This window comes from Arenimonas sp. (assembly GCF_036275555.1).
Taxonomy (GTDB): domain Bacteria; phylum Pseudomonadota; class Gammaproteobacteria; order Xanthomonadales; family Xanthomonadaceae; genus Arenimonas.
The window spans coordinates 202,037-222,851 of the sequence record NZ_DASUDO010000006.1 but is presented as its reverse complement, the minus strand read 5'-3'; the positions used below and the strand labels follow the sequence as shown (position 1 = coordinate 222,851).

Sequence of the window (20,815 nt, the reverse complement as noted above, 5' to 3'; positions counted from 1 at the left end):
CCGATCGCGGCGTCGCGCGCGGCCATCGCGCGGTTGATCGCGCGGGCGGTCTCGGTCGAGCCGGTGAAGGCCACGCCGGCCACGCGCGGGTCCTTGGTCAGAGCCGCGCCGACCGTGGCGCCGTCGCCGGGCAGGAACTGCACCACGCCTTCCGGCACGCCGGCCTCGTGCAGCAGCTTCACCGCCGCATGGCCGATCAGGTTGGTCTGTTCGGCCGGCTTGGCGATGACGCTGTTGCCGGCGGCCAGCGCCGCGGCCACCTGGCCCACGTAAATGGCCAGCGGGAAGTTCCACGGGCTGATGCACACGAACACGCCGCGGCCGTGCAGCCACAGCTCGTTGGATTCACCGGTCGGGCCCGGCAGCTTCTCGGGCGCGCCGAACAGCTTGCGCGCCTGCAGCGCGTAGTAGCGCAGGAAATCCACCGCCTCGCGCACCTCGGCCACCGAGGCCGACATCGACTTGCCGGCTTCCTTGACGCACAGCGCCAGGAATTCCGGCATGCGCTGCTCCATCAGGTTGGCGGCGTGCTCGAGGATGGTGGCGCGGCTGGCGGCCGGCAGGCGGTCCCAGCCATCCTGCGCGGCGACGGCATTGGCCAGCGCCTTCTCGACGGTGGCGGCATCGGCGCCGGTCCACTGGCCGATCTTCTCGCGGCGATCCGCCGGGTTCGTCACCGCCTGTGGGAGGGACTTCAGTCCCGATGCCTCAACGCCCGGCACCAGTGGCCCCGCCGCCCACGACTTCAGCGCCGCATTGATCTGGCTGGCCAGCGTGGCCAGGGTGTCGTCGTTGGCGAGATTGGCGCCCATGGAGTTGTTCCTGTCTTCGCCCTGCGAGCGGTAGAGATCGGTCGGCGCGGGAATGCGCGGGTGCGGCTTGCTGGCGAGCGCGTCCACCTGGGCCACCGGGTCGGCGACCAGGTCCTCGGGCGGCAGCGTCTCGTCGGCGATGCGGTTGACGAAGCTGGAGTTGGCGCCGTTCTCAAGCAGGCGCCGCACCAGGTAAGGCAGCAGGTCCTCGTGCGACCCCACCGGCGCATAAACACGGCAGGGCACGCCCAACTTGTCCGCCGGAATCACCTCGGCATACAGGTCGTCGCCCATCCCATGCAGCTTCTGGAACTCGTAGCGCACTTGAGCCCCTCTCCCTCCCAGGGAGAGGGGTTGGGGAGAGGGTGCGCCCTTGGCGTAATGATGAATCGCCGCAATCGTCTGCGCATTATGCGTAGCAAACATCGGATAAACCGCATCCGAAGCCGCGATCATCCGCCGCGCACACGCCAGGTAGCTCACGTCGGTATTGGCCTTGCGCGTGAACACCGGATACCCCGCATACCCTTCGGCCTGCGCTTTCTTGACCTCGGAATCCCAGTACGCGCCCTTCACCAGCCGCATCGGCATGCGGCGGCCGGTCTTGCGGGCCAGGTCGGCCAGGTAGTCGATCACGAACGGCGCTCGCTTCTGGTAGGCCTGCACGGCCAGGCCGTAGCCCTCCCAGCCGTCCAGCGACGGGTCGGTGAAGGCGCCGCCGATCACGTCCAGGCTCAGCTCCAGCCGCTCCGATTCCTCGGCGTCGATGGTGAAGCCGATGCCGTGCGACTTCGCCAGCCGCGCCAGCTCCAGCACGCGCGGCGTCAGCTCGGCCCGCACGCGGGCGCGCTTGGCCAGCTCGTAGCGCGGGTGCAGGGCCGAGAGCTTCACGGAAATAGACGGGGCCGCGAACACATCCGGATACGGCCCGCCGGCGCCGATCGCGCCGATGGCGTCGCGGTAGGCGGCGAAATAGCGGTCGGCATCGGCCTGCGTGAACGCGGCCTCGCCCAACATGTCGAACGAATACAGGTACTTGGCCTGCTCGCCCTTGCGGCTGCGCTCCAGCGCCTCGGCAATGGTGCGGCCCATGACGAACTGGTGGCCCATGATCCGCATCGCCTGGCGCACCGCGAGGCGGATGGCCGGCTCGCCGGCCCGGCCCACCAGGCGGCGGAAGGCGCCGATGGCGTTGCGGCGGGTCTCGTCGGCCAGGTTCACCATGCGGCCGGTCAGCATCAGGCCCCAGGTGGAGGCGTTCACCAGCACCGAGCTCGACTGGCCCATGTGGCGGTCCCAGTCGGCATCGCCCAGCTTGTCGCGGATGAGCTTGTCGGCGGTGGCGCGGTCGGGGATGCGCAGCAGGGCCTCGGCCACGCACATCAGCAGCACGCCTTCCTCGCTGGAGAGGTCGTATTGGCGCATGAAGGCCTCGACCATGCCCGGGTCGGCGGCGCGCACCCGGGTGCGCTGCACCAGGGCGACGGCGGTGGCCTGCACCTGCGCCTGTTCGGCGGGCGGCAGCCGGGCCTGGTCCAGCAGGCCGGCCAGGTGCTCGGCCTCGTCGCGGTGGTAGGCGGCGGTGATCCGGGCGCGCAGTTCCGACGGCGGGCCGGGCAGTTCGGGGCTCAGGATCGGGGTCACGGGGGTCCAGGGCGGGGCGGCGCGGGTGTGCGCGAGAACGCGGATTCTAGTGCCCCCGCGGGGGGCGCGGAAGCGGGCGTCCTTCACGAAGCTGGCGGTCCCGGGGCCGATTTGGCTTGCCGGGCCTGCGCGTGGGCCGGTAAAATTCGCGGGTTTTCCGAAGCTGGTCGCAGGCCTCCCGCGTGATCGAGCTCGTCGCAGCGCTGCCGTCAGGTCCCGGAGCCCGTTTGGTGCTCCGCCCGAGGCGCGCGCTGAGTGCGGGCCAGTTCGCCGGGCTGTTCGCGTCCTTGTCGCTGGCCACCTTCGGGGTGGCGGGCTACGCCTTCGCGCAGGGCAACGTGTTCGCCCCGGTGTTCGCGCTGCTGGACGCGGCCTTCATCGCAGCGGTGTTGCGATGGGTGTGGCGGCAGGGCGACCGGTACGAAGAGATCGCGCTCGACGAGCGCCAGCTCGAAGTCCGGCGCTCCGCGCAGGCCGAGCCGGCCTTCCGGGCGCATCCCTACTGGGTGCGGCTGTCGGTCGACGGTGGCGAGGGTCGGGAACGGGTTTTGCTGGGCTCGCAGGGCCGGCAGGTGGAGGTCGGGGCATTCCTCTCCAACGAGGAGCGCCGCGACCTCGCCGTGCAGTTGGAAGGATTACTGGCGTCGGCCTCGGGCCGTGGCCGGAACGAAAATCATACGTTGGGGTAAGTTCGGATGAATGCAGCGATGAAAGCAGCGCGCGCCACCCGGTCCGGGGTCACCCGGATCACCGTCGGCCTCGCCGCCGGCCTGGCCAGCACCCTGGCCTGGGCCAGCGAGCCGGTCCGCTGGCAGCTCAACATGCCCGAGGGCGTCACCCGCACCGCGGAAAACGCCTACGAGATGCACATGCTGATGCTGTACATCTGCATTGGCATCGGCCTGATCGTGTTCGGCGCGATGGGCTATGCGATGTTCAAGTTCCGCAAGTCCAAGGGTGCGGTGCCCGACACCGGCTTCACCCACTCGACCAAGCTCGAGGTCATCTGGACCGTGGTGCCGGTGCTGATCCTGGTGGTCATGGCCTGGCCGGCCACCGTCAAGGTGATGGAGCAGTACGAGACCAAGGGCCACGAGATGACCGTCAAGGTCACCGGCTACCAGTGGATGTGGCGCTACGAGATCGTCGGCGAGGACGTGAACTTCATCTCCCGCCTCGACCGCGAGTCCGACCGCATCCGCCAGAGCGGCGAGCGCCCGACCGCCGAGACCGCGCCGCACTACCTGCGCGAAGTCGACCGCGTGCTGGTGCTGCCGACCGAAACCAAGATCCGCTTCGTGATCACCGCCGACGACGTCATCCACGCCTGGTGGGTGCCGGCCCTGGGCTGGAAGCAGGACGCGATCCCGGGAATCATCAACGAGGCCTGGACGGAAATCCGCGAGCCCGGCACCTACCGCGGCGTCTGCGCCGAGCTGTGCGGCAAGGACCACGGCTTCATGCCGATCGTGGTCAAGGCCGTCCCGCGCGCCGAGTACGAGGCCTGGCTGTCCGCCCAGAAGTCCGGCGACCTCGCCGAAGCCGCCCGCATCGCTGCCACCGCCCCCGCTGACGCGGGCGGCGAGGGCTGAGCAGAACCCGAGAGAGGCACAGAATCATGGCTAACCACGACGTCGCCCACGCCGACCACCACGGCGAGCACAAGCAGAGCTTCTTCCAGCGCTGGTTCTACTCCACCAACCACAAGGACATCGGTACCCTGTACCTGGTGTTCTCGCTGGTGATGTTCTTCATCGGCGGTTCGATGGCGCTCGTCATCCGCGCCGAACTCTTCCAGCCCGGCCTGCAGCTGGTCGAGCCGGAGTTCTTCAACCAGATGACCACCATGCATGCGCTGGTGATGATCTTCGGCGCCGTCATGCCCGCCTTCGTGGGCCTGGCCAACTGGATGATCCCGCTGATGATCGGCGCGCCCGACATGGCGCTGCCGCGCATGAACAACTGGTCCTTCTGGATCATGCCGTTCGCCTTCACCCTGCTGCTGATGCCGCTGTTCCTGTACTTCTTCGGCATCGGCGGCGGCGCCCCGGCCGGCGGCTGGACCCTGTACCCGCCGCTGTCGCTGCAGGGCGGCTCCAGCACCGCGTTCACCATCTTCGCCATCCACCTGATGGGCATCAGCTCGATCATGGGTGCGATCAACATCATCGCCACCATCCTCAACATGCGCGCCCCGGGCGTGGACCTGCTGAAGATGCCGGTGTTCGTCTGGACCTGGCTGATCACCGCCTTCCTGCTGATCGCCGTGATGCCGGTGCTGGCGGGCGCGGTCACCATGCTGCTGACCGACAAGTTCTTCGACACCAGCTTCTTCAACGCCGCCGGCGGCGGTGACCCGGTGATGTACCAGCACATCTTCTGGTTCTTCGGGCACCCCGAGGTCTACATCATGATCCTGCCGGCCTTCGGCATCGTTTCGGAGATCATCCCGACCTTCGCCCGCAAGCCGCTGTTCGGCTACCAGGCCATGGTGTACGCCACCGCGTCGATCGCCTTCCTGTCGTTCATCGTCTGGGCCCACCACATGTTCACCGTGGGCATGCCGCTCGGCGGCGAGCTGTACTTCATGTACGCCACGATGCTGATCGCCATCCCGACCGGCGTGAAGGTGTTCAACTGGGCCACCACCATGTGGCGCGGCTCGATGACCTTCGAGACGCCGATGCTGTTCGCGCTCGGCTTCGTGATCATGTTCACCATCGGCGGCTTCTCGGGCCTGATGCTGGCCATCGTCCCGGCCGACTTCCAGTACCACGACACCTACTTCGTGGTGGCGCACTTCCACTACGTGCTGGTGACCGGCGCCGTGTTCGGCATCATGGCCGGCGTGTACTACTGGCTGCCGAAGTGGACCGGCCACATGTACAACGAGACCCTGGGCAAGTGGCACTTCTGGCTGTCCACGTTCTTCGTGAACCTGTTGTTCTTCCCGCAGCACTTCCTGGGCCTGGCCGGCATGCAGCGCCGCGTCCCGGACTACAACGTGGCCTTCGCCGACTTCAACCAGTGGTCCACCATCGGTGGCTTCGGTTTCGGCATCAGCCAGCTGCTGTTCGCCTACATCGTCTGGAAGGCCGCGCGTGGCGGCGTCAAGGCCGAGGCGCGTTCGTGGGAAGGCGCCAAGGGCCTGGAGTGGACCGTCGCCTCGCCGGCGCCGCACCACACCTTCACCGTGCCGCCGGTCATCAAGGACGGCGACCTGGCCCACGGCGACGTCACCCACTGACGTCGCCCGCCTGAGCCCGAGACCGCCATGACCCAGCCCACCGACAAGTCCGACCTGGAGAAGCGCCGCCGCGGCACGCGCCTCACCGCGTGGGCGATCGGCCTGGTCGCGGTCGGCATCTACGCGGCCTTCCTGCTCTCGGTGATGCTGCCATGAGCGCCGAAGGCCGCGCGTCCCGCCCGTCGGTCAAGTCCAGCCTGCGCACCATCGCGATGGTGTCGGCGCTGTCCTTCGTCGGCGCCTTCTCGCTGGTGCCGCTGTACCGCATCGCCTGCGAGAAGGTGTTCGGCATCAAGCTCGAACAGGGCCCGGCCGGCGAACAGCACGTGGCCGGCCTGGTGGTGGATGAAACCCGCACCATCACGGTCGAGTTCGACGGCACCGTGAACTCCAAGCTGCCCTGGGCCTTCAAGCCGCAGGTGCTGAGCATGCAGGTGCACCCGGGCCGCACCTACGAGGCGAACTACATCGCCCGCAACACGGCCGACCACGCCATTGTCGGCAACGCCGCGCCGTCGGTGGCGCCGTCCACGGCGTCCACCTTTTTCAACAAGACCGAGTGCTTCTGCTTCACCGAGCAGCTGCTGCACGCCGGCGAGGAACGCCTGATGCCGGTGCGCTTCGTGGTCGATCCCGACCTGCCGGAGCACATCAGCACCATCACCTTGTCCTACACTTTCTTCAGCAACGAGCCGGCCACGGCGCGCCTCGTGGGCGAGGCCGGCACCGCGCCGGCCGCCGCCCGCAGCGCGCCCTGATCCAACCGCCTTACAGGAATACCGGGGAATCCCATGGCACAGACCCACGACGATCCGAACATCTACTACGTCCCGCACCACAGCCCGTGGCCCTTCGTTGGCTCGATCACGCTGTTCATCACCATGATCGGCGTCGCCAACTGGCTCAACGGCCAGGCCTGGGGCCAGCCGGTGTTCTTCGTCGGCCTGGTGGCGACGATGGCGGTGCTGTTCGGCTGGTTCGGCAACGTGATCAGCGAATCGCTGGCGGGCAAGTACAACGACAAGGTCGACGCGTCGTTCCGCATGGGCATGATGTGGTTCATCTTCTCGGAGATCATGTTCTTCGCGGCCTTCTTCGGCGCCCTGTTCTACGCCCGCCAGTTCGCGCTGCCGTGGCTCTCGGGCGAGGGCGACGGCGCCCTGACCAACCAGTTCCTCTGGGAAGGCTACGTCGCCGGCTGGCCGACCGCCGGCCCGGAGCAGCTGGGCGGCGCCTTCCAGACCATCCCGGCCTGGGGCCTGCCGCTGATCAACACCCTGATCCTGCTGGCGTCCGGCGTCACCATCACCATCGCGCACCACGCGCTCAAGGCCGGCAAGCGCACCTCGCTGCTGGTCTGGCTGGGCGCCACCGTGCTGCTGGGCTCGATCTTCCTGTTCTACCAGGCGGAGGAGTACATCCACGCCTACCGTGACCTGAACCTCACCCTGGGTTCGGGCATCTACGGTTCCACCTTCTTCATGCTCACCGGCTTCCACGGCATGCACGTGTTCCTGGGCACGCTGATGCTGGCCATCATCTGGCTGCGCTGCCTGAAGGGCCACTTCAGCAAGGACCACCACTTCGCCTTCGAGGCCGTGGCCTGGTACTGGCACTTCGTGGACGTGGTCTGGCTCGGCCTGTTCCTGTTCGTCTACGTGCTCTGACGCACCGCGGGGGACTGCGGTCCCCCGTACTCCCTGTGGGAGGGACTTCAGTCCCGATGCTTTTCGGCGAAAGGCATCGGGACTGAAGTCCCTCCCACAGGTTCTTTAGCCACCAGCGAAGCTCAGCCGCCGACGCCGTGCGGCTTGATCACGCCGGTGAAGATGCCGGCGATGACCAGCAGGATCAGCCCCACCGACAGGCCGATGCGCCAGGTCAGCGACTTCACGGTGCGGTCGGTCTTGCCCTTGTCGACCATCATGTAATACAGGCCCGCGCCAAGGTTCCAGAGGATCACGATCAGGACAGCGATGATGAGGAGTTTCTGCACGACGACCGCCCGGTGTCTGGGGAAGCCCGCATTATCCGCCCGCGGAGCGCGAACCGCGTGAACCGCCGCCTGGTCCTCAGCGTTCTCGGCCTGTGCCTTGCGCTCGGCTTCGCCCAGCTGGGCCGCTGGCAGCTCTCGCGCGAAGGCATCAAGCGCGGGCAGCTGGCCGCCGCCGAGGCCGCCCTGGCGGGGCCGCCGCGCGGGCTGGCCGAGGCCCTGGCCGCGCCGGCGGGCATCGACAAGGTCGCGGGCCGCGCGCGCTTCACGGCGACGCCGCGCCTGTGGCTGGACAATCAGCGCCGTGGCCAGCAGGTGGGCATGCGCCTGTACTGCGCGGCCGCGCCGGTGGAGGGCGGCACGCCGCTGCTGGTGGACCTGGGTTGGCTGCCGGTGGCGCCGGATCGGCGTCTTCCGTCGGTGGCCTGCCCCGAAGGCGAGCACGCGCTGGCGGGCCTGCTGGTGCCGCCGCCTTCGGTCGGGCTGCGCCTTGGCCCGGGCCTGGTCGAACAGGACGGCGCCTGGCTGGCGACGCGGCTCGACCCGGCCGAAGTCAGCGCCGCGTGGACGGACACGCCGGCACTGGCGGCGCGCGTGCTGCGGCTGGATCCTGCGGTTCCGCTGGGCCACGCGCGCGACCTGGAACTGCTGGGCAACACCCTGCCGCCGGAAAAACACCGCGGCTACGCCGTCCAGTGGTTCGGACTGGCGCTGGCCACCCTCGTGATCCTGATCGTACTCAACCTGCGCCGACGCCGATGACCGCCGAAAACCAACGCACGCCGAACCAGACCCGCTCGCGCCTCTCCCTGCTGCTGGTCGCCGCGATGTTCCTGGGCAGCTTCGGCGTCGCGGCCGCGCTGTTCTTCGGCGGCTGGAAGCCGACCAGCACCCGCAACATCGGCGAGATGCTGTCGCCGTACCCGGACCTGCGCGATGTCGCGCTGGTGCGCGCCGACGGCCGGCCGTGGCAGTGGCAGCCGGCCGAGCGCCACTGGCACATCGTGGTGGCGCCGCCGGCCGACTGCGGCGAGCCCTGCACGCAGCTGCTCAACGCCCTGCACCGCGTCTGGTACTCGGAAGGCCGCCACGCCGAGAAGCTCGAAGTGCTCTGGTTCGGCGCGCTGCCGCCCGGCGCGCCCGAGTTCAGCGGCCTGGTGCCGATGCAGCCCAGCGCCGCCCTGCAGGCCAAGCTGCCCGACCAGGCCCGCGCCGACGCGCTGCCGGTCTACCTCGCCGATCCCAATGGTTACCTGGTCCTGCGCTACGCCCCGGGCTTCAACCCGTCGGGCCTGCGCAAGGACCTCGGACGTGTGTTGAAGTAGGAAACCCATGAACAGCCCCCATCGCCACTACCACCGCCTCGCCTGGGCCGCCGTGCTGCTGGCCCTGTGCGTGATCGTGTTCGGCGGCTTCGTCCGCCTCTCCAACGCCGGCCTGAGCTGCCCGGACTGGCCCACCTGCTACGGCAAGGCCACCTGGCCCACGCTCGACCACGAGATCGCCAGCGCGAATGAAAGCTACGAGCGCGCCGTCGAAGTCAGCAAGGCCTGGCGCGAGCAGTTCCACCGCCACATCGCCGCGCTGCTGGGCGTGTTCGTGCTGGTGCTGGCCCTGCTGGGTGCGCGCCGCTATCGCCACGGCGTCGCCAGCGTACTGGCCGCGGCCGCGCTGGTGGCGCTGTCGATCCCGGTCTACATGGGCGTCGAGGGCCAGTTCGAAGGCAACCACATGCTTTCGGTGGCCTTGTTCATCGTGGCCGAACTGATCCTGGTCGCGCACGCGTGGCGCGGCTCGAACGCCGACGCCGCGCGCTTCTCCAGCCTGCTGCTCGGCGTGATCATCTTCCAGGCCGTGCTCGGCATGTGGACGGTGATCTGGCTGGTGAAGCCGGTGATCGTGATGGCCCATCTGCTCGGCGGCCTGCTCACGCTGTCGATGCTGACCTGGCTGGCGTTCAAGACCACGCCCGGCAGCGCGCTGGTGCTGGCCGAGGCGCCGCGCCTGCGCCGCCTGCTGTGGATCGGCCTGGTCCTGCTGGTGGTGCAGATCGCGCTCGGCGGCTGGACCAGCGCCAACTACGCCGCGCTGGCCTGCGGCACCGATTTCCCGACCTGCCTGGGCCAGTGGTGGCCGGAGCAGGATTACCGCGAGGGCTTCGTGCTCTGGCGCGGCATCGGCGTCGATTACGAAGGCGGCGTGCTCGACGGCGCCGCGCGCGTGGCCATCCAGATGAGCCACCGCATCATGGCGCTGTTGGTGGTGGGCCACCTGCTGGTGGTCGGCCTCCGCATGCTGCGCACGCCGGGCCTGGTGTTCTGGGGCGCGGTGCTGCTGGTACTGCTGTCGGCGCAGGTCGCGCTGGGCATCAGCAACGTGGTGCTGGGCCTGCCGCTGTGGGTCGCCACCGCGCACAACGCCGGTGCGGCGCTGCTGCTGTTCACCGTCGTAGGCCTGCTGGCCCGGCTGCGGGCACCGGAGTGAGCACGCCCTTCGCCGCCTACTGGGAGCTGACCAAGCCGCGCGTGGTCGCGCTGATCGTGTTCACCGCGATCATCGGCATGTTCCTCGCGATCGAGCCGGGCGAGGCCTGGCCCTGGGAGCGGATCGTGCTCGGCGCGGTCGGCATCTGGCTGGCGGCATCGTCCGCGGCGGCGATCAACCACCTGCTCGACCAGCGCATCGACGTGCTGATGGCCCGCACCCAGCACCGCCCGCTGGCCACCGGCTCGCTGCGGCCGATGCAGGTGCTGGCCTTCGCGGTCGCGCTGGGCGTGCTGTCGATGGTGCTGCTGGCCTGGCGCGTGAATGCATTCACCGCGGCGCTGACCTTCGCCTCGCTGATCGGCTACGCCATCGTCTATACGGGCTACCTGAAGCGCGCCACGCCGCAGAACATCGTCATCGGCGGCCTCGCCGGCGCGGCGCCGCCGCTGCTGGGCTGGGCCGCGGTAAAGGGCTGGCCCGCGGGCACGGCCTTCCTCGGCCTGGCCGGCGCGCCGCTGCACTACGACCACGCGCTGCTGCTGGTCCTGGTCATCTACGTCTGGACCCCGCCGCATTTCTGGGCGCTGGCGATCTTCCGCCGCGACGACTACGCCAAGGCGCTGATCCCGATGCTGCCGGTGGTCTATGGCGTCACCTACACGCGCTGGCAGATCCTGTTCTACACGGTGCTGCTGCTGGCGGTGACGGTGTTGCCCTGGGCAACGAAGATGACCGGCGTCTTCTACCTCGGCGGCGCGCTGGTGCTCGGCGGCGTCTTCCTCTACTACGCCATCCGCCTGCTCAACCCGCCCGGCGAGCTCTACGCGATGAAGGTCTTCAACTACTCCATCGTCTACCTGATGGCCCTCTTCGCCTTCCTCCTCGCCGACCACTGGCTCCTGCCGCCGGCTACCGCGGTTGACCTCCCGGCCTTGGAGTTCATTCCCGCCCGTGTGTGAGTGGTTTTTTTGCCACGGATGAACACAGATGAACACAGATAGAAGCGCATAAATGCGGGTAGGGAAAAAGCGGTATGGATGGGTTGCGGCGAGCCCGTCGTTCTGGCGACAAGCATGAAAAAGGGGTCAGAGTGATTATTCGTCTCGACGAATAATCACTCTGACCCCTTTTTTGTTGGCTCCCTTCGGAGCCTTTTCTCAGGAGACCATTGATCGGGCCGGGCAGGCGGAGACCCCGATCAACTAAGCGCCATCCGTTCTTGCCCGTTCCTATCTGTGTTTATCTGTGTTCATCCGTGGCAAAAAACGAACCCCGCCTACGCAAGGTTACTTGGCGTTGATGAGGTGTTGTTGCCAGAAGAGGACGCTGGCGGCGCCGAAGTAGTCCGAGTTCGTCTTCTTGCGGAAACCGTGGCCCTCGTCCTTGTAGAGCAGGTACCAGACGTCGCCGCCGTTGCCGCGGACCGCCTTCACGATCTGCTCGGCTTCCGTCCACGGCACCCGCGGGTCGTTCAGGCCCTGGGCCACGAACAGCGGGCGGGTGATCTTGTGCGCGTTGTTGAGCGGCGCGATGCGGTCGTGGAAGGCCTTCATCTCCGGGATGCGCTCGTCGCCGTATTCGGCCCGGCGCAGGTCGCGGCGGTAGCTCTCGGTGTTGGCGAGGAAGGTGCCGAAGTCGGAGATGCCCACCACGTCGATGCCGGCGCGGATGCGCTCGTTGTAGTGGGTCATGCTGGCCAGCACCATGTAGCCGCCGTAGCTGCCGCCGGAGACGCCGACGCGGTTGGCGTCAAGCTCGGGCTGCTTCGCGATCCAGTCCAGCAGCGCGCCGATGTCCTTGACCGAGTCCTCGCGCAGCATGCCGTTGTCGAGCTGCAGGTAGTCCTTGCCGTAGCCGGCCGAGCCGCGCACGTTCGGCACCAGCACCGCCACCTTCAGCTCCTCGAGCATGAACTGCACGGTCGGGTTGAAGCTCGGCAGCGACTGCGCCTCCGGGCCGCCGTGGATGCTGATCACCACCGGGAACGGGCCGTCGCCCGCCGGGCGGTAGTAGAAGGCCGGGATGGTGCGCGGCTTGCCGTCCACCTGGTCGAAGGTCTCGTAGCGCACCAGCGTCGGCGCGCGGAACTTGGCCACGTCCAGGCCACCGACTTCGCTGGCGGTCCACTGCACCAGGCGCTGGCTGCCGAGCTCGACCACGTGCACGTCGCTGGGCGAGGTGGCGCTGTTGAGCGTCACCGCCAGGCGCTGGCCGTCGGGCGAGAAGCCGAAGCTGCCGATCACGCCGACCGGCAGTTCCGGCAGCGCCACCGGCTGGTGGCCGGGCAGGGTGATGACGTGCAGCTTGCCGATGCCGTCCTCGTTGGTGGAGAAGGCGAGGTGCTTGCCGTCGGCGCTGATGTCGAAGCCCTCGACGTCCCACGGGATGTTGCCGCTGAGCAGCTCGGTGCGGCCACTCTCGGGGTCGTGGAAGCGCAGGGTGCGGAACTGGCGCTCTTCGTCGGAGATGAAGTACACGCCCTTGCCGTCCGGGGCGTACTGGAAGCCGCCGAACGCCGCGCGGCCGCCGTCCACCGGGAACATCTCGAGCTTGCCGGTGGCCAGGTCGAGTTCGCCCGGGTAGGCCTCGTTGATCGAGACGTAGCGCGACACCAGCAGCTTGCCGCCGTCGGGCGAGAAGCCGGTGGCGTTCCACAGGCCGCCTTCGCTCAGCACCATGCGCGACTCGCCGGTGGCCATGTCGCGGATCCACAGGTCGTAGTCGGTGCCGTTGCGGGCGGTGCTGGACCAGGCCAGCTGCTTGCCGTCGTCCGACCACAGCGGGGCGGAGTTCTGGCTGCGCTTGCCGTCGGTGAGCATCGTCACCGCGCGGGTGTCGAGGTCGAACCAGTGCAGCTGCCAGAACTCGGAGCCGCCCACGTCCTTGCCGAACACGAAGCCGTTCTTGCCGGGCGCCGGGCTGATCGCGCTGAGCGGCTCCGGGTAGAAGGTCAGCTGTTCGCGCGCGCCCATCGGCATGCGCACGCGGTGCGCCTGGTTGGTCTCGCCGAAGCGCGTGCTGATGACGAGGCTGCCGTCGGGCAGCCAGCCGTTGAAGCTGGCGCCGCGCGTGTTCTGGTAGCGGCTCAGGCGCTCGACGAGTTCGGCCGGCACGGCCGGCACGTTCTCGCTGACGCGGTTGCCGACGTCCTCGCGCACCACCGCCGGCGGCGTGGCGGCGAAGACGGGCGCGACCAGCGCCAGCGACAAAATCAAAGGTGTGAAGCGCATGTGTACGGCCCCCCCGGGCTTTGGAAAGAAGCCCGAGCATACCGCCAACCCCGCTCCCTGTAGGAGGGACTTCAGTCCCGAAGCGCGCCACACCGCGTCATCACGGCAGCGCCGCCGCCCACACACAGGGGTCTTCCGCCCGACTCGGAAGCGTCGTCCTGACCACCGATGTCGGCCGTTCCGGCTCCTGCCTCCACTTCGGAAGACCCCTGTGTGCGTGCGACGTCGCCCCCAACGCCAGTCGCACACCGGAGCGAGATCAAAGGCCGGACCGGCTGGCCCCATGGCTCAGCCCTTGATTGACTTGATCTCCATGACGAGGCTCCAACGCTCGCGCTGCTCTTCCGCGCTCAAGCCCTCGCGACTCTCCTTTTCGTTGAGTTCATCGCGCCGCTGGAGCTTTGTCTGGTCGTTGAGCTGTCGGATTGCGCCGACGAAAACCTCCAGAAGCTCGCTGTCGGTTCCAGGTTCGCTGGCCAGTGCCAACTTCTGCAGCGGCGCAGCTTCCTCCCGGCCATTGAAATGCTCGAGCAGCGCGCCGGTGCTAATGCCTGGACGTTCGCGAGCTAGCTCAAGCACTTCCATCAGAAGTGGAATGCCGGGCTGCCGCAGGACGCCAAACAAGTACGGAGGCTCAAGTGCTGACGCCAAGGATGGCTTCTGGAGCAACAGCGAGATCGCGAGGCGCACCAGGCTGCGCTTCGGCGCGGGCGCGCCGCCGCGGCCGCGCATCGAAGGCGTCGGCTGCGGTGCGGGCGCGGCAGCGGTGCGCTGGCCCACGCCGGTGAGCTCGGTCAGGCGCTGCTGCATCAGATCGCGGAACGCGCCGTCGGGAATGCCGGCCAGCAGCGGCTTGGCGCGCTCGGCCAGCCGCGCCTTGCCCTCCATGCCGGCCAGGTTCACGTCCTTCGACAGTTCGGCGTAGAAGAACTCGGACAGCGGCGTGGCCTGCGCCAGGCGCGCGTCGAAGCCGGCCGCGCCTTCCTTGCGCACGATGGTGTCCGGGTCCTCGCCGTCGGGCAGGAACAGGAAGAAGGCCTGGCGCCCGTCGCGCATGCGCGGCAGCACCGATTCGAGCGCCTTCCACGCGGCGCCGCGGCCGGCGCGGTCGCCGTCGAAGCAGAAGTAGACGTCGGCGGCGTTGCGGAACAGCAGCTCGGCGTGGTCGGGCGTTGTCGCGGTGCCCAGCGTGGCCACGGCGGTGTTCACGCCGAACTGGAACAGCGCCACCACGTCCATGTAGCCCTCGACGACGACGAGCTTCGGGATCTTCGAATGCGCCTGCCGCACCTGCCACAGGCCGTAGAGTTCGCGGCCCTTGTGGAAGAGGGCGGTCTCGGGCGAGTTGAGGTACTTCGGGCCGTCGTCCTTGTCCAGCACGCGGCCACCGAAGGCGATCACGCGGCCGCGGCGGTCGTGGATCGGGAACATCACGCGGTCGCGGAACTTGTCGTACACGCGGCCGCTGTCGCTGCGCGAGAGCATGCCGGTCTTGTCGAGCAGGTTCAGCCGGCGCTCGTCGGTGCCCAGCGCATCCTTCAGGCCGTTGAAGCCGTCCGGCGCGTAGCCGATGCCGAAGCGCGCCTGGTTCTCGGCGTCGACGCCGCGCCGGGCCAGGTAATCGCGTGCCTTCGTGCTTCCGGCCAGCTGCTGCACGAAGAATTTCGCCGCGGCCTCGAGCGCCGCGTACAGCTCGCGCGACTCGTTGCCCTGGTGCGCCTGGCGCGTGTCGCGCGGCACCTCGATGCCGGCGCGCTTGGCGAGTTCTTCCACCGCGTCGAGGAACTCGAGGCGGTCGTAGTTCATCAGGAAGCTGATCGCGGTGCCGTGCGCGCCGCAGCCGAAGCAGTGGTAGAACTGCTTGGTCGGCGACACCGTGAACGACGGCGAGCGCTCGTCGTGGAACGGGCAGCGCGCGGAGTATTCGCGGCCCTGGCGCTTGAGCGGCACGCGCGTGCCGATCACCTCGACGATATCGGTGCGCGCCAGCAGGTCGTCGATGAACGCGTCGGGCAGTCGGGCCATGGCCGTCAGGATGCCATGCGGGCAGCCACCCTGTGGGAGGGACTTCAGTCCCGATGCTTCTCGGCGAACAGCATCGGGACTGAAGTCCCTCCCACAGAGGGCCGGTCAGCCCGCGAGGGCTTTCTTGACCAGCTGCGACACCAGGCCCATGTCGGCCTGGCCCGCGAGCTTGGGCTTGAGCACGCCCATCAGCTTGCCCATGTCGGCCGGGCCGGTGGCGCCGGTCTCGGCCTTCGCGGCGTCGATGGCGGCCTGGATGGCGGCTTCGTCCATCTTGGCGGGCAGGTAGGCCTCGAGCACGCCGAGCTCGTAGCGCTCGATCGCGGCGAGGTCGTCGCGGCCGGCGGCGTCGTACTGGCTGATCGAGTCCTTGCGCTGCTTGACCATCTTTTCCAGCACGGCCAGCACCAGCGCGTCGGTCATCTCGACCCGCTCGTCCACTTCCTTCTGCTTGATCGCGGCGTTGATCAGGCGGATGACGCCCAAGCGATCCTTCTCGCCCGACTTCATCGCGGCCTTCATGTCTTCAACCAGCTGGGCTTTCATGCTCATGGTTTTCTCCGGGGATCAGAAACACAAAAAGCCGGCAACGCTTGCGCGCGCCGGCTTCTTGGAGGGCACAGCGGCTCAGTACAGGCGCTGGCGCTTGGTGACGTCGCGCGAGCTGCGGCGCAGCTGGCGCTTCACCGCGGCGGCGGCCTTGCGCTTGCGCTCCTGGGTCGGCTTCTCGTAGAACTCGCGCTTGCGGGTCTCGGCGAGGACGCCGGCCTTCTCGCAGGTGCGCTTGAAGCGACGCAGCGCAAACTCAAACGGCTCGTTTTCGCGGACTTTGACAGACGGCATGTGGAATTCCTGGATACGTGGATTTCGCCCGGCACGGCCGGCGAGCCGCGTATGATACGCGGGCCCCGGGGCCGCAGGCAAGCCTGAATCCCGGGAAATCCTTGAATCCCGCGGTTTACCCCCAAGAAACAGGCACATGCGCGTCCTGGGCATCGAAACCAGCTGCGATGAAACCGGCGTGGCGGTGTACGACACCGAGCGCGGCCTGCTCGCGCACGCCCTCTACAGCCAGGTCGAACTGCACGCCGAGTACGGCGGGGTGGTGCCCGAGCTGGCCAGCCGCGACCACGTCCGCAAGCTGCTGCCCCTGGTCCGCCAGACCCTGGCCGAGGCCGGGCTGGGCGTCGAAGACCTGGACGGGGTGGCCTACACGGCCGGCCCGGGCCTGGTGGGCGCATTGATGGTGGGCGCCGCCGCCGGCCGGGCCCTGGCCTGGGCGCTCGACCTGCCCGCCGTGGGCGTGCACCACATGGAAGGCCACCTGCTGGCCCCGATGCTCGAGGACCCCGGGCTGAAGCCGCCCTTCGTGGCCCTGCTGGTCTCGGGCGGCCACACCCAGCTGGTCGAAGTGGCCGCCATCGGCGCCTACCGGCTGCTGGGCGAGACCCTGGACGACGCCGCCGGCGAGGCCTTCGACAAGACCGCCAAGCTCATGGGCCTGCCGTACCCGGGCGGCCCGGAGCTGGCCCGGCTGGCCGAATCGGGCCGCCCCGGCCTGTTCAAGTTCTCCCGGCCGATGACCGACCGGCCCGGCCTCGACTTCAGCTTCTCCGGCCTCAAGACCCAGGTGCTGCTGGCCTGGCAGGCCTCGGACCAGTCCCCGCAGACCCGCGCCGACATCGCCCGCGGCTTCGAGGATGCGGTGGTCGAGACCCTGGCCGTCAAGTGCGAGCGCGCCCTGAAGCAGACCGGCGCCCGCACCCTGGTGGTGGCCGGCGGCGTCGGTGCCAACGTGCGCCTGCGCGCCCGCCTGCAAGCCCTTATGGCTGGGCCTGTAGGAGGGCCTTCAGGCCCGAAGCTTTTCGCGAAGGGCTTCGGGCCTGAAGGCCCTCCTACAGGGCGCGTTTGCTTCCCGCGGCCGGCCTTCTGCACCGACAACGGCGCCATGATCGCCTTCGCCGGCGCGCTGCGGCTGCAGGCCGGCCAGCACGAGGCCCCGGCCGTCACCGTGACGCCACGCTGGGACATGGCAAGCTTGCCGCCCCTTTAGGAGAGGTTGCGAGGCATGGACAAGGTCTTCATCGAAGCGCTCGAGATCGAGTGCGTGATCGGCATCTACGACTGGGAGCGCAAGATCCGCCAGCCGGTGGTGCTCGACATCGAGATGGCGTTCGACAACACCGTGCCCGCCGCCACCGACAACATCGAGCACACGCTGGACTACAAGGCCGTCAGCAAGCGCCTGATCCAGTTCGTGTCCGAGTCTGATTTCGGGCTGGTGGAAACCCTGGCCGAGCGCTGCGCCGCGATCATCACCGGCGAGTTCGGCGTCAGGCACGTGCGCCTGAAGCTGAGCAAGCCCGGCGCCGTGCGCGGCTCCAAGGCCGTGGGCGTGATCATCGAGCGCGGCCAGGCCTGATGGGCACCGCCTGGCTGAGCCTGGGCAGCAACCAGGACGCCGAGGCGAACCTGCTGGCCGCGGCCGACGCCCTGCGCGAACGCTTCGGCGCGGTGCGCTTCTCGCCGGTGTACCGCACGCCGGCGGTAGGCTTCGACGGCCCGGATTTCCTCAACGCCGCCGCCGTGATCGAGAGCGACCTCGACCCGTTCGCGCTCAACGACTGGCTGCATGCGCTGGAGGACCGGCAGGGCCGGCGCCGCGACGTGCCGCGGTTCTCCAGCCGCACGCTCGACATCGACATCGTGTTCTACGACGACCTCGTGCTGAAGGGCCCTGGCAACCTCGAGCTGCCGCGGCCCGAGTTGAAGCACGCCTTCGTCCTCAAGCCGCTGGCCGACCTGTCGCCGGGCTACGTGGTGCCGGGCGGCGAGGCGACGCTGGCCGCGCTGTGGGCCGCGCATCCCGACGCGGCCGCGCCGCCGGCGGTGGACGCGCTCGCCCTGGGGTGACTTCCGGCCTTGCGTGAAGGCGTCGCCGGTCCATAATCACCGCCATCCCAGCCAGCAAATGAACCAGGTTCATTTGCTGGCGTCCCCACGGAGGCCACCGCCATGTTCGACCGACTCGCCCGCAGCTGGACCCTGGTCAAGGCCAGCGCCGCCGTGCTGCGCTCCGACAAGGAGCTGCTGCTGTTCCCGGTGATCTCGGGCATCGCCACCCTGCTGGTCGCGGCCTCGTTCGCGGTGCCGGTGATCGGGCTGCGCCTGTTCGAAGGCGGCGAGATCGGTCCGCTGGGCGCGGTGGTGGGCTTCCTGTTCTACCTCTGCCAGTACTTCGTGATCTTCTTCTTCAACACGGCCCTGGTCGGCGCCGCGATGATCCGCCTCGAAGGCGGCGACCCGACGGTGGCCGACGGCCTGCGCATCGCGCGCAGCAAACTGGGCGTGATCCTGGGCTACGCCGCCATCGCCGCCACCGTGGGCCTGCTGCTCAAGGCCGCCAGCGAACGCGCCGGCGCCTTCGGCAAGATCCTGATCGGCCTGCTGGGCATGGCCTGGACCGTCGGCACCTTCCTGGTGGTGCCGATCCTGGTCACCCGCGACGTCGGCCCGATCGACGCGGTGAAAGAGTCGATGACCCTGCTCAAGCGCACCTGGGGCGAGAACGTGGCCGGCAACGTCGGCATCGGCCTCGCGTTCGGCCTGCTGACCACGGCGGTGGTGATCGTGTCCATCGCGATGGTGATCGGCGCCGCGGCCCTCGGCGGCGGCAAGCTGGCCCTGGTCGCCGTCGTGCTGGCCGTGATCGCCGTCGCCAGCGTCGCCGTCATCCAGGCGGCGCTGTCCGGCGTCTATTCCGCCGCCGTTTACCGCTACGCCGTCGACGGCCAGGCCCCGCAAGGCTTCGCCGGCGACCAGCTGCAGGCCGCCTTCCGGCCCAAGTAAGCCACGACGCCCCCGACGCGCCGGCCTAGGGGGCGGTCGCCTCGGTAACCACGTAGCGTCGCGCGGCAACGCCGATCCGCGGTGGCCGGCCGCTGCGTTCGAAAGCATCGTGGCCCTCGCGCAGGTTGCGCCAGAAATCCGCCCAGGGTTCGTCGCGCCAACCCGCTTCGGCGCGGTCGGCGAACCGGAACGGGAAGATGTGGACCGGCACGGCGGGCTCGCCGCCATCCAGCGCGGCCGAGACCAGCGTGTAGATCTCCTCGATGCCGTCGTCGCCCATGGCATAGCAGCCGATCGAGACACAGCTGCCGTGCACCATCAGGAAATCCCCGGTGCGGCCGTGCGACCGGTCGTGGGCGTTGGGGTAGCCCAGGTTGAACGACAGGTGGTACTGGCTGCGCGGATTGAGCTGGCCGCGCGTGACCCGGTAGAAGCCTTCCGGCGACTGGCCGTCGCCCTGCCGCAGCTTGGGTCCCAGTGCGCCCGACCACGCGCAAACCGGATAGCGCCGGAACAACCGGTAGCGCGCGCCGTCCGCGACCCAGACTTCCAGTTCGCTCTCGGCCTTGAAGATCCGGATGAATACCGGCGCGCCAAACCGCAGTGACGAGGCGGCGAGGTCGCGTTCGAGGCCGGGACGCACGCGCGCGGCGGCACCGGCCGCGCGATCGCCGCCGCCGCCGACTCTGGCCTCGACCGTGCCCAGCACCGTGCGCCCGGTCACCGGCCAGAGCAGGGCAAAGGCCCCCAGCAGGCCCAGGCCGGCCAGCGCGAGCCACGGATGCTTCAAAGGTTAAGGCTCCGGCCGCCGTCCACGCGGATCACCTGGCCCGTGGTGTAGCGGGCGTCCTGCAGCAGCCAGCGGACGGCTTCGGCGACGTCATCGGCGTCGCCGGCGCGTTTCAAGGCGGTGCTGGCGAGCATCGCCGCCTTCTCGTGTTCGGGCTTGCCCTCGGCCGGCCACATCACGGCACCGGGGGCGACGGCGTTGACGCGCACTTCGGGGCCGAGCTCTTTCGCCAGGGATTGCGTCAGCATCAGGTTGGCGGCCTTGGCCATGCAGTAAATCGTGTGGTTCTTGAGCGGGCGCTCGCCGTAGATGTCGCCGAGGTTCACGATCGCGCCGCCGGTCGCGCGCAGGTGCGGCGCCGCGGCCTGGGCCAGGAAGAACGGTCCGCGCGCGTTGGACGCGAACAACTCGTCCCACTGCGCGCCCGTCGCGCGGCCCACCGGCGTCGGGTAGAAAGCGCTGGCGTTGTTGACCAGCGCGTCGAGCCGGCCGAAGCGCGCCACGGTGTCGGCGACCAGGCCGGGCAGGGCATCGTCGTCAGCCAGTTCGCAGGACAGCACGAGCGTGCTGCCGGGGCGCGCGGCCTCGAGTGCGGCGACCAGCGCGTGCATGTCCGCCGCGGAGGCGCGGTGGTGCAGGGCGAGGTCGTAGCCGGCGGCATGCAGGCGGCGGGCGATGCAGGCGCCCACGCGTTTGGCGGCGCCGGTGATCAGGGCAACGGGGGCGGTCATGCGGGGC

22 protein-coding genes are annotated in these 20,815 nt (G+C 68.9%); 14 read left to right on the top strand and 8 right to left on the bottom strand.

Annotated features, from left to right (window positions below; genetic code table 11):
- Nucleotides 1–2,456 (bottom strand): bifunctional proline dehydrogenase/L-glutamate gamma-semialdehyde dehydrogenase PutA (gene putA, locus VFV21_RS02000; protein WP_329667844.1); only part of this gene is annotated, 2,456 nt, incomplete at its 3' end.
- A gap of 182 nt (nt 2,457–2,638) precedes the next feature.
- On the opposite strand from putA, the gene VFV21_RS01995 reads away from it, so the two are divergent.
- The 6 genes from VFV21_RS01995 to VFV21_RS01970 are packed head-to-tail and all read left to right on the top strand — an operon-like array spanning nt 2,639 to nt 7,370.
- Nucleotides 2,639–3,145 (top strand): DUF2244 domain-containing protein, encoded by a 507-nt coding sequence (locus tag VFV21_RS01995; RefSeq protein WP_329667843.1) that lies wholly within the window; start codon nt 2,639–2,641, stop codon nt 3,143–3,145.
- 18 nt (nt 3,146–3,163) lie between these two features.
- Nucleotides 3,164–4,048, top strand: a complete 885-nt coding sequence (gene coxB, locus VFV21_RS01990; RefSeq protein ID WP_034210175.1) for a cytochrome c oxidase subunit II — start codon at nt 3,164–3,166, stop codon at nt 4,046–4,048.
- Nucleotides 4,049–4,074: 26 nt separating this feature from the next.
- Nucleotides 4,075–5,703 carry a cytochrome c oxidase subunit I gene (ctaD, locus tag VFV21_RS01985; protein ID WP_329667842.1) on the top strand — a complete coding sequence of 543 codons (1,629 nt, stop codon included), beginning with the start codon at nt 4,075–4,077 and terminating at the stop codon, nt 5,701–5,703.
- 27 nt (nt 5,704–5,730) lie between these two features.
- Nucleotides 5,731–5,859, top strand: coding sequence for a hypothetical protein (locus VFV21_RS01980; protein WP_281174054.1), 129 nt, complete (start codon nt 5,731–5,733; stop codon nt 5,857–5,859).
- Nucleotides 5,856–6,461 carry a cytochrome c oxidase assembly protein gene (locus VFV21_RS01975; RefSeq protein ID WP_034210172.1) on the top strand — a complete coding sequence of 202 codons (606 nt, stop codon included), beginning with the start codon at nt 5,856–5,858 and terminating at the stop codon, nt 6,459–6,461. Before VFV21_RS01980 ends, VFV21_RS01975 begins: the two co-directional genes overlap by 4 nt.
- Nucleotides 6,462–6,494: 33 nt before the next feature.
- Nucleotides 6,495–7,370 carry a cytochrome c oxidase subunit 3 gene (locus VFV21_RS01970; protein WP_034210170.1) on the top strand — a complete coding sequence of 292 codons (876 nt, stop codon included), beginning with the start codon at nt 6,495–6,497 and terminating at the stop codon, nt 7,368–7,370.
- Nucleotides 7,371–7,492: 122 nt separating this feature from the next.
- Here VFV21_RS01970 and VFV21_RS01965 read toward each other — a convergent pair whose 3' ends face one another.
- The gene (locus VFV21_RS01965) at nt 7,493–7,699 is read right to left on the bottom strand and encodes a twin transmembrane helix small protein (protein WP_034210169.1); all 207 of its coding nucleotides are present in this window, start codon (nt 7,697–7,699) and stop codon (nt 7,493–7,495) included.
- Nucleotides 7,700–7,756: 57 nt separating this feature from the next.
- Between VFV21_RS01965 and VFV21_RS01960 the strand changes: the two genes are divergently transcribed.
- Genes VFV21_RS01960 through cyoE form a run of 4 tightly spaced genes read left to right on the top strand, consistent with a single transcriptional unit; the run spans nt 7,757 to nt 11,142 of the window.
- Complete coding sequence (locus tag VFV21_RS01960; protein ID WP_329667841.1) at nt 7,757–8,458, top strand: SURF1 family protein; 702 nt, start codon at nt 7,757–7,759, stop codon at nt 8,456–8,458.
- The gene (locus tag VFV21_RS01955) at nt 8,455–9,021 is read left to right on the top strand and encodes a hypothetical protein (RefSeq protein WP_329667840.1); all 567 of its coding nucleotides are present in this window, start codon (nt 8,455–8,457) and stop codon (nt 9,019–9,021) included. Before VFV21_RS01960 ends, VFV21_RS01955 begins: the two co-directional genes overlap by 4 nt.
- Before the next feature lie 7 nt (nt 9,022–9,028).
- Complete coding sequence (locus tag VFV21_RS01950; protein ID WP_329667839.1) at nt 9,029–10,180, top strand: COX15/CtaA family protein; 1,152 nt, start codon at nt 9,029–9,031, stop codon at nt 10,178–10,180.
- Complete coding sequence (gene cyoE / locus VFV21_RS01945) at nt 10,177–11,142, top strand: heme o synthase (protein ID WP_329667838.1); 966 nt, start codon at nt 10,177–10,179, stop codon at nt 11,140–11,142. Before VFV21_RS01950 ends, cyoE begins: the two co-directional genes overlap by 4 nt.
- A 327-nt stretch (nt 11,143–11,469) precedes the next feature.
- Here cyoE and VFV21_RS01940 read toward each other — a convergent pair whose 3' ends face one another.
- The 4 genes from VFV21_RS01940 to rpsU all read right to left on the bottom strand — a co-directional run bounded on the left by VFV21_RS01940 (nt 11,470) and on the right by rpsU (nt 16,281).
- The gene (locus VFV21_RS01940) at nt 11,470–13,413 is read right to left on the bottom strand and encodes a S9 family peptidase (protein WP_329667837.1); all 1,944 of its coding nucleotides are present in this window, start codon (nt 13,411–13,413) and stop codon (nt 11,470–11,472) included.
- A 288-nt stretch (nt 13,414–13,701) separates the two neighbouring features.
- Nucleotides 13,702–15,438 (bottom strand): DNA primase, encoded by a 1,737-nt coding sequence (gene dnaG, locus VFV21_RS01935; protein ID WP_329667836.1) that lies wholly within the window; start codon nt 15,436–15,438, stop codon nt 13,702–13,704.
- 105 nt (nt 15,439–15,543) lie between these two features.
- Nucleotides 15,544–15,990, bottom strand: a complete 447-nt coding sequence (locus tag VFV21_RS01930; RefSeq protein ID WP_329667835.1) for a GatB/YqeY domain-containing protein — start codon at nt 15,988–15,990, stop codon at nt 15,544–15,546.
- Nucleotides 15,991–16,065: 75 nt separating this feature from the next.
- Entirely contained in the window at nt 16,066–16,281 is a 216-nt protein-coding gene (rpsU, locus tag VFV21_RS01925) for a 30S ribosomal protein S21 (RefSeq protein WP_002808376.1), read from the bottom strand.
- A gap of 136 nt (nt 16,282–16,417) precedes the next feature.
- Here rpsU and tsaD point away from each other — a divergent pair, with 136 nt between their 5' ends.
- From tsaD to VFV21_RS01905, 4 genes are all read left to right on the top strand, one after another.
- Nucleotides 16,418–17,491, top strand: coding sequence for a tRNA (adenosine(37)-N6)-threonylcarbamoyltransferase complex transferase subunit TsaD (gene tsaD / locus VFV21_RS01920; protein ID WP_329667834.1), 1,074 nt, complete (start codon nt 16,418–16,420; stop codon nt 17,489–17,491).
- Nucleotides 17,492–17,506: 15 nt separating this feature from the next.
- Nucleotides 17,507–17,860 (top strand): dihydroneopterin aldolase, encoded by a 354-nt coding sequence (folB, locus tag VFV21_RS01915; protein WP_034210158.1) that lies wholly within the window; start codon nt 17,507–17,509, stop codon nt 17,858–17,860.
- Nucleotides 17,860–18,351: a 2-amino-4-hydroxy-6-hydroxymethyldihydropteridine diphosphokinase gene (gene folK, locus VFV21_RS01910; RefSeq protein WP_329667833.1), complete on the top strand. Its 492-nt coding sequence runs from the start codon at nt 17,860–17,862 to the stop codon at nt 18,349–18,351. The genes folB and folK overlap by 1 nt, the downstream gene beginning before the upstream one ends.
- A gap of 102 nt (nt 18,352–18,453) precedes the next feature.
- Nucleotides 18,454–19,287: a DUF6159 family protein gene (locus tag VFV21_RS01905; protein WP_034210156.1), complete on the top strand. Its 834-nt coding sequence runs from the start codon at nt 18,454–18,456 to the stop codon at nt 19,285–19,287.
- Between the two features lie 25 nt (nt 19,288–19,312).
- On the opposite strand, the gene VFV21_RS01900 is transcribed toward VFV21_RS01905, so the two are convergent.
- The gene (locus VFV21_RS01900) at nt 19,313–20,077 is read right to left on the bottom strand and encodes a murein L,D-transpeptidase family protein (RefSeq protein WP_329667832.1); all 765 of its coding nucleotides are present in this window, start codon (nt 20,075–20,077) and stop codon (nt 19,313–19,315) included.
- Nucleotides 20,074–20,808, bottom strand: a complete 735-nt coding sequence (locus VFV21_RS01895) for a pteridine reductase (RefSeq protein WP_329667831.1) — start codon at nt 20,806–20,808, stop codon at nt 20,074–20,076. The genes VFV21_RS01900 and VFV21_RS01895 overlap by 4 nt, the downstream gene beginning before the upstream one ends.
- Nucleotides 20,809–20,815: the final 7 nt, after the last annotated feature.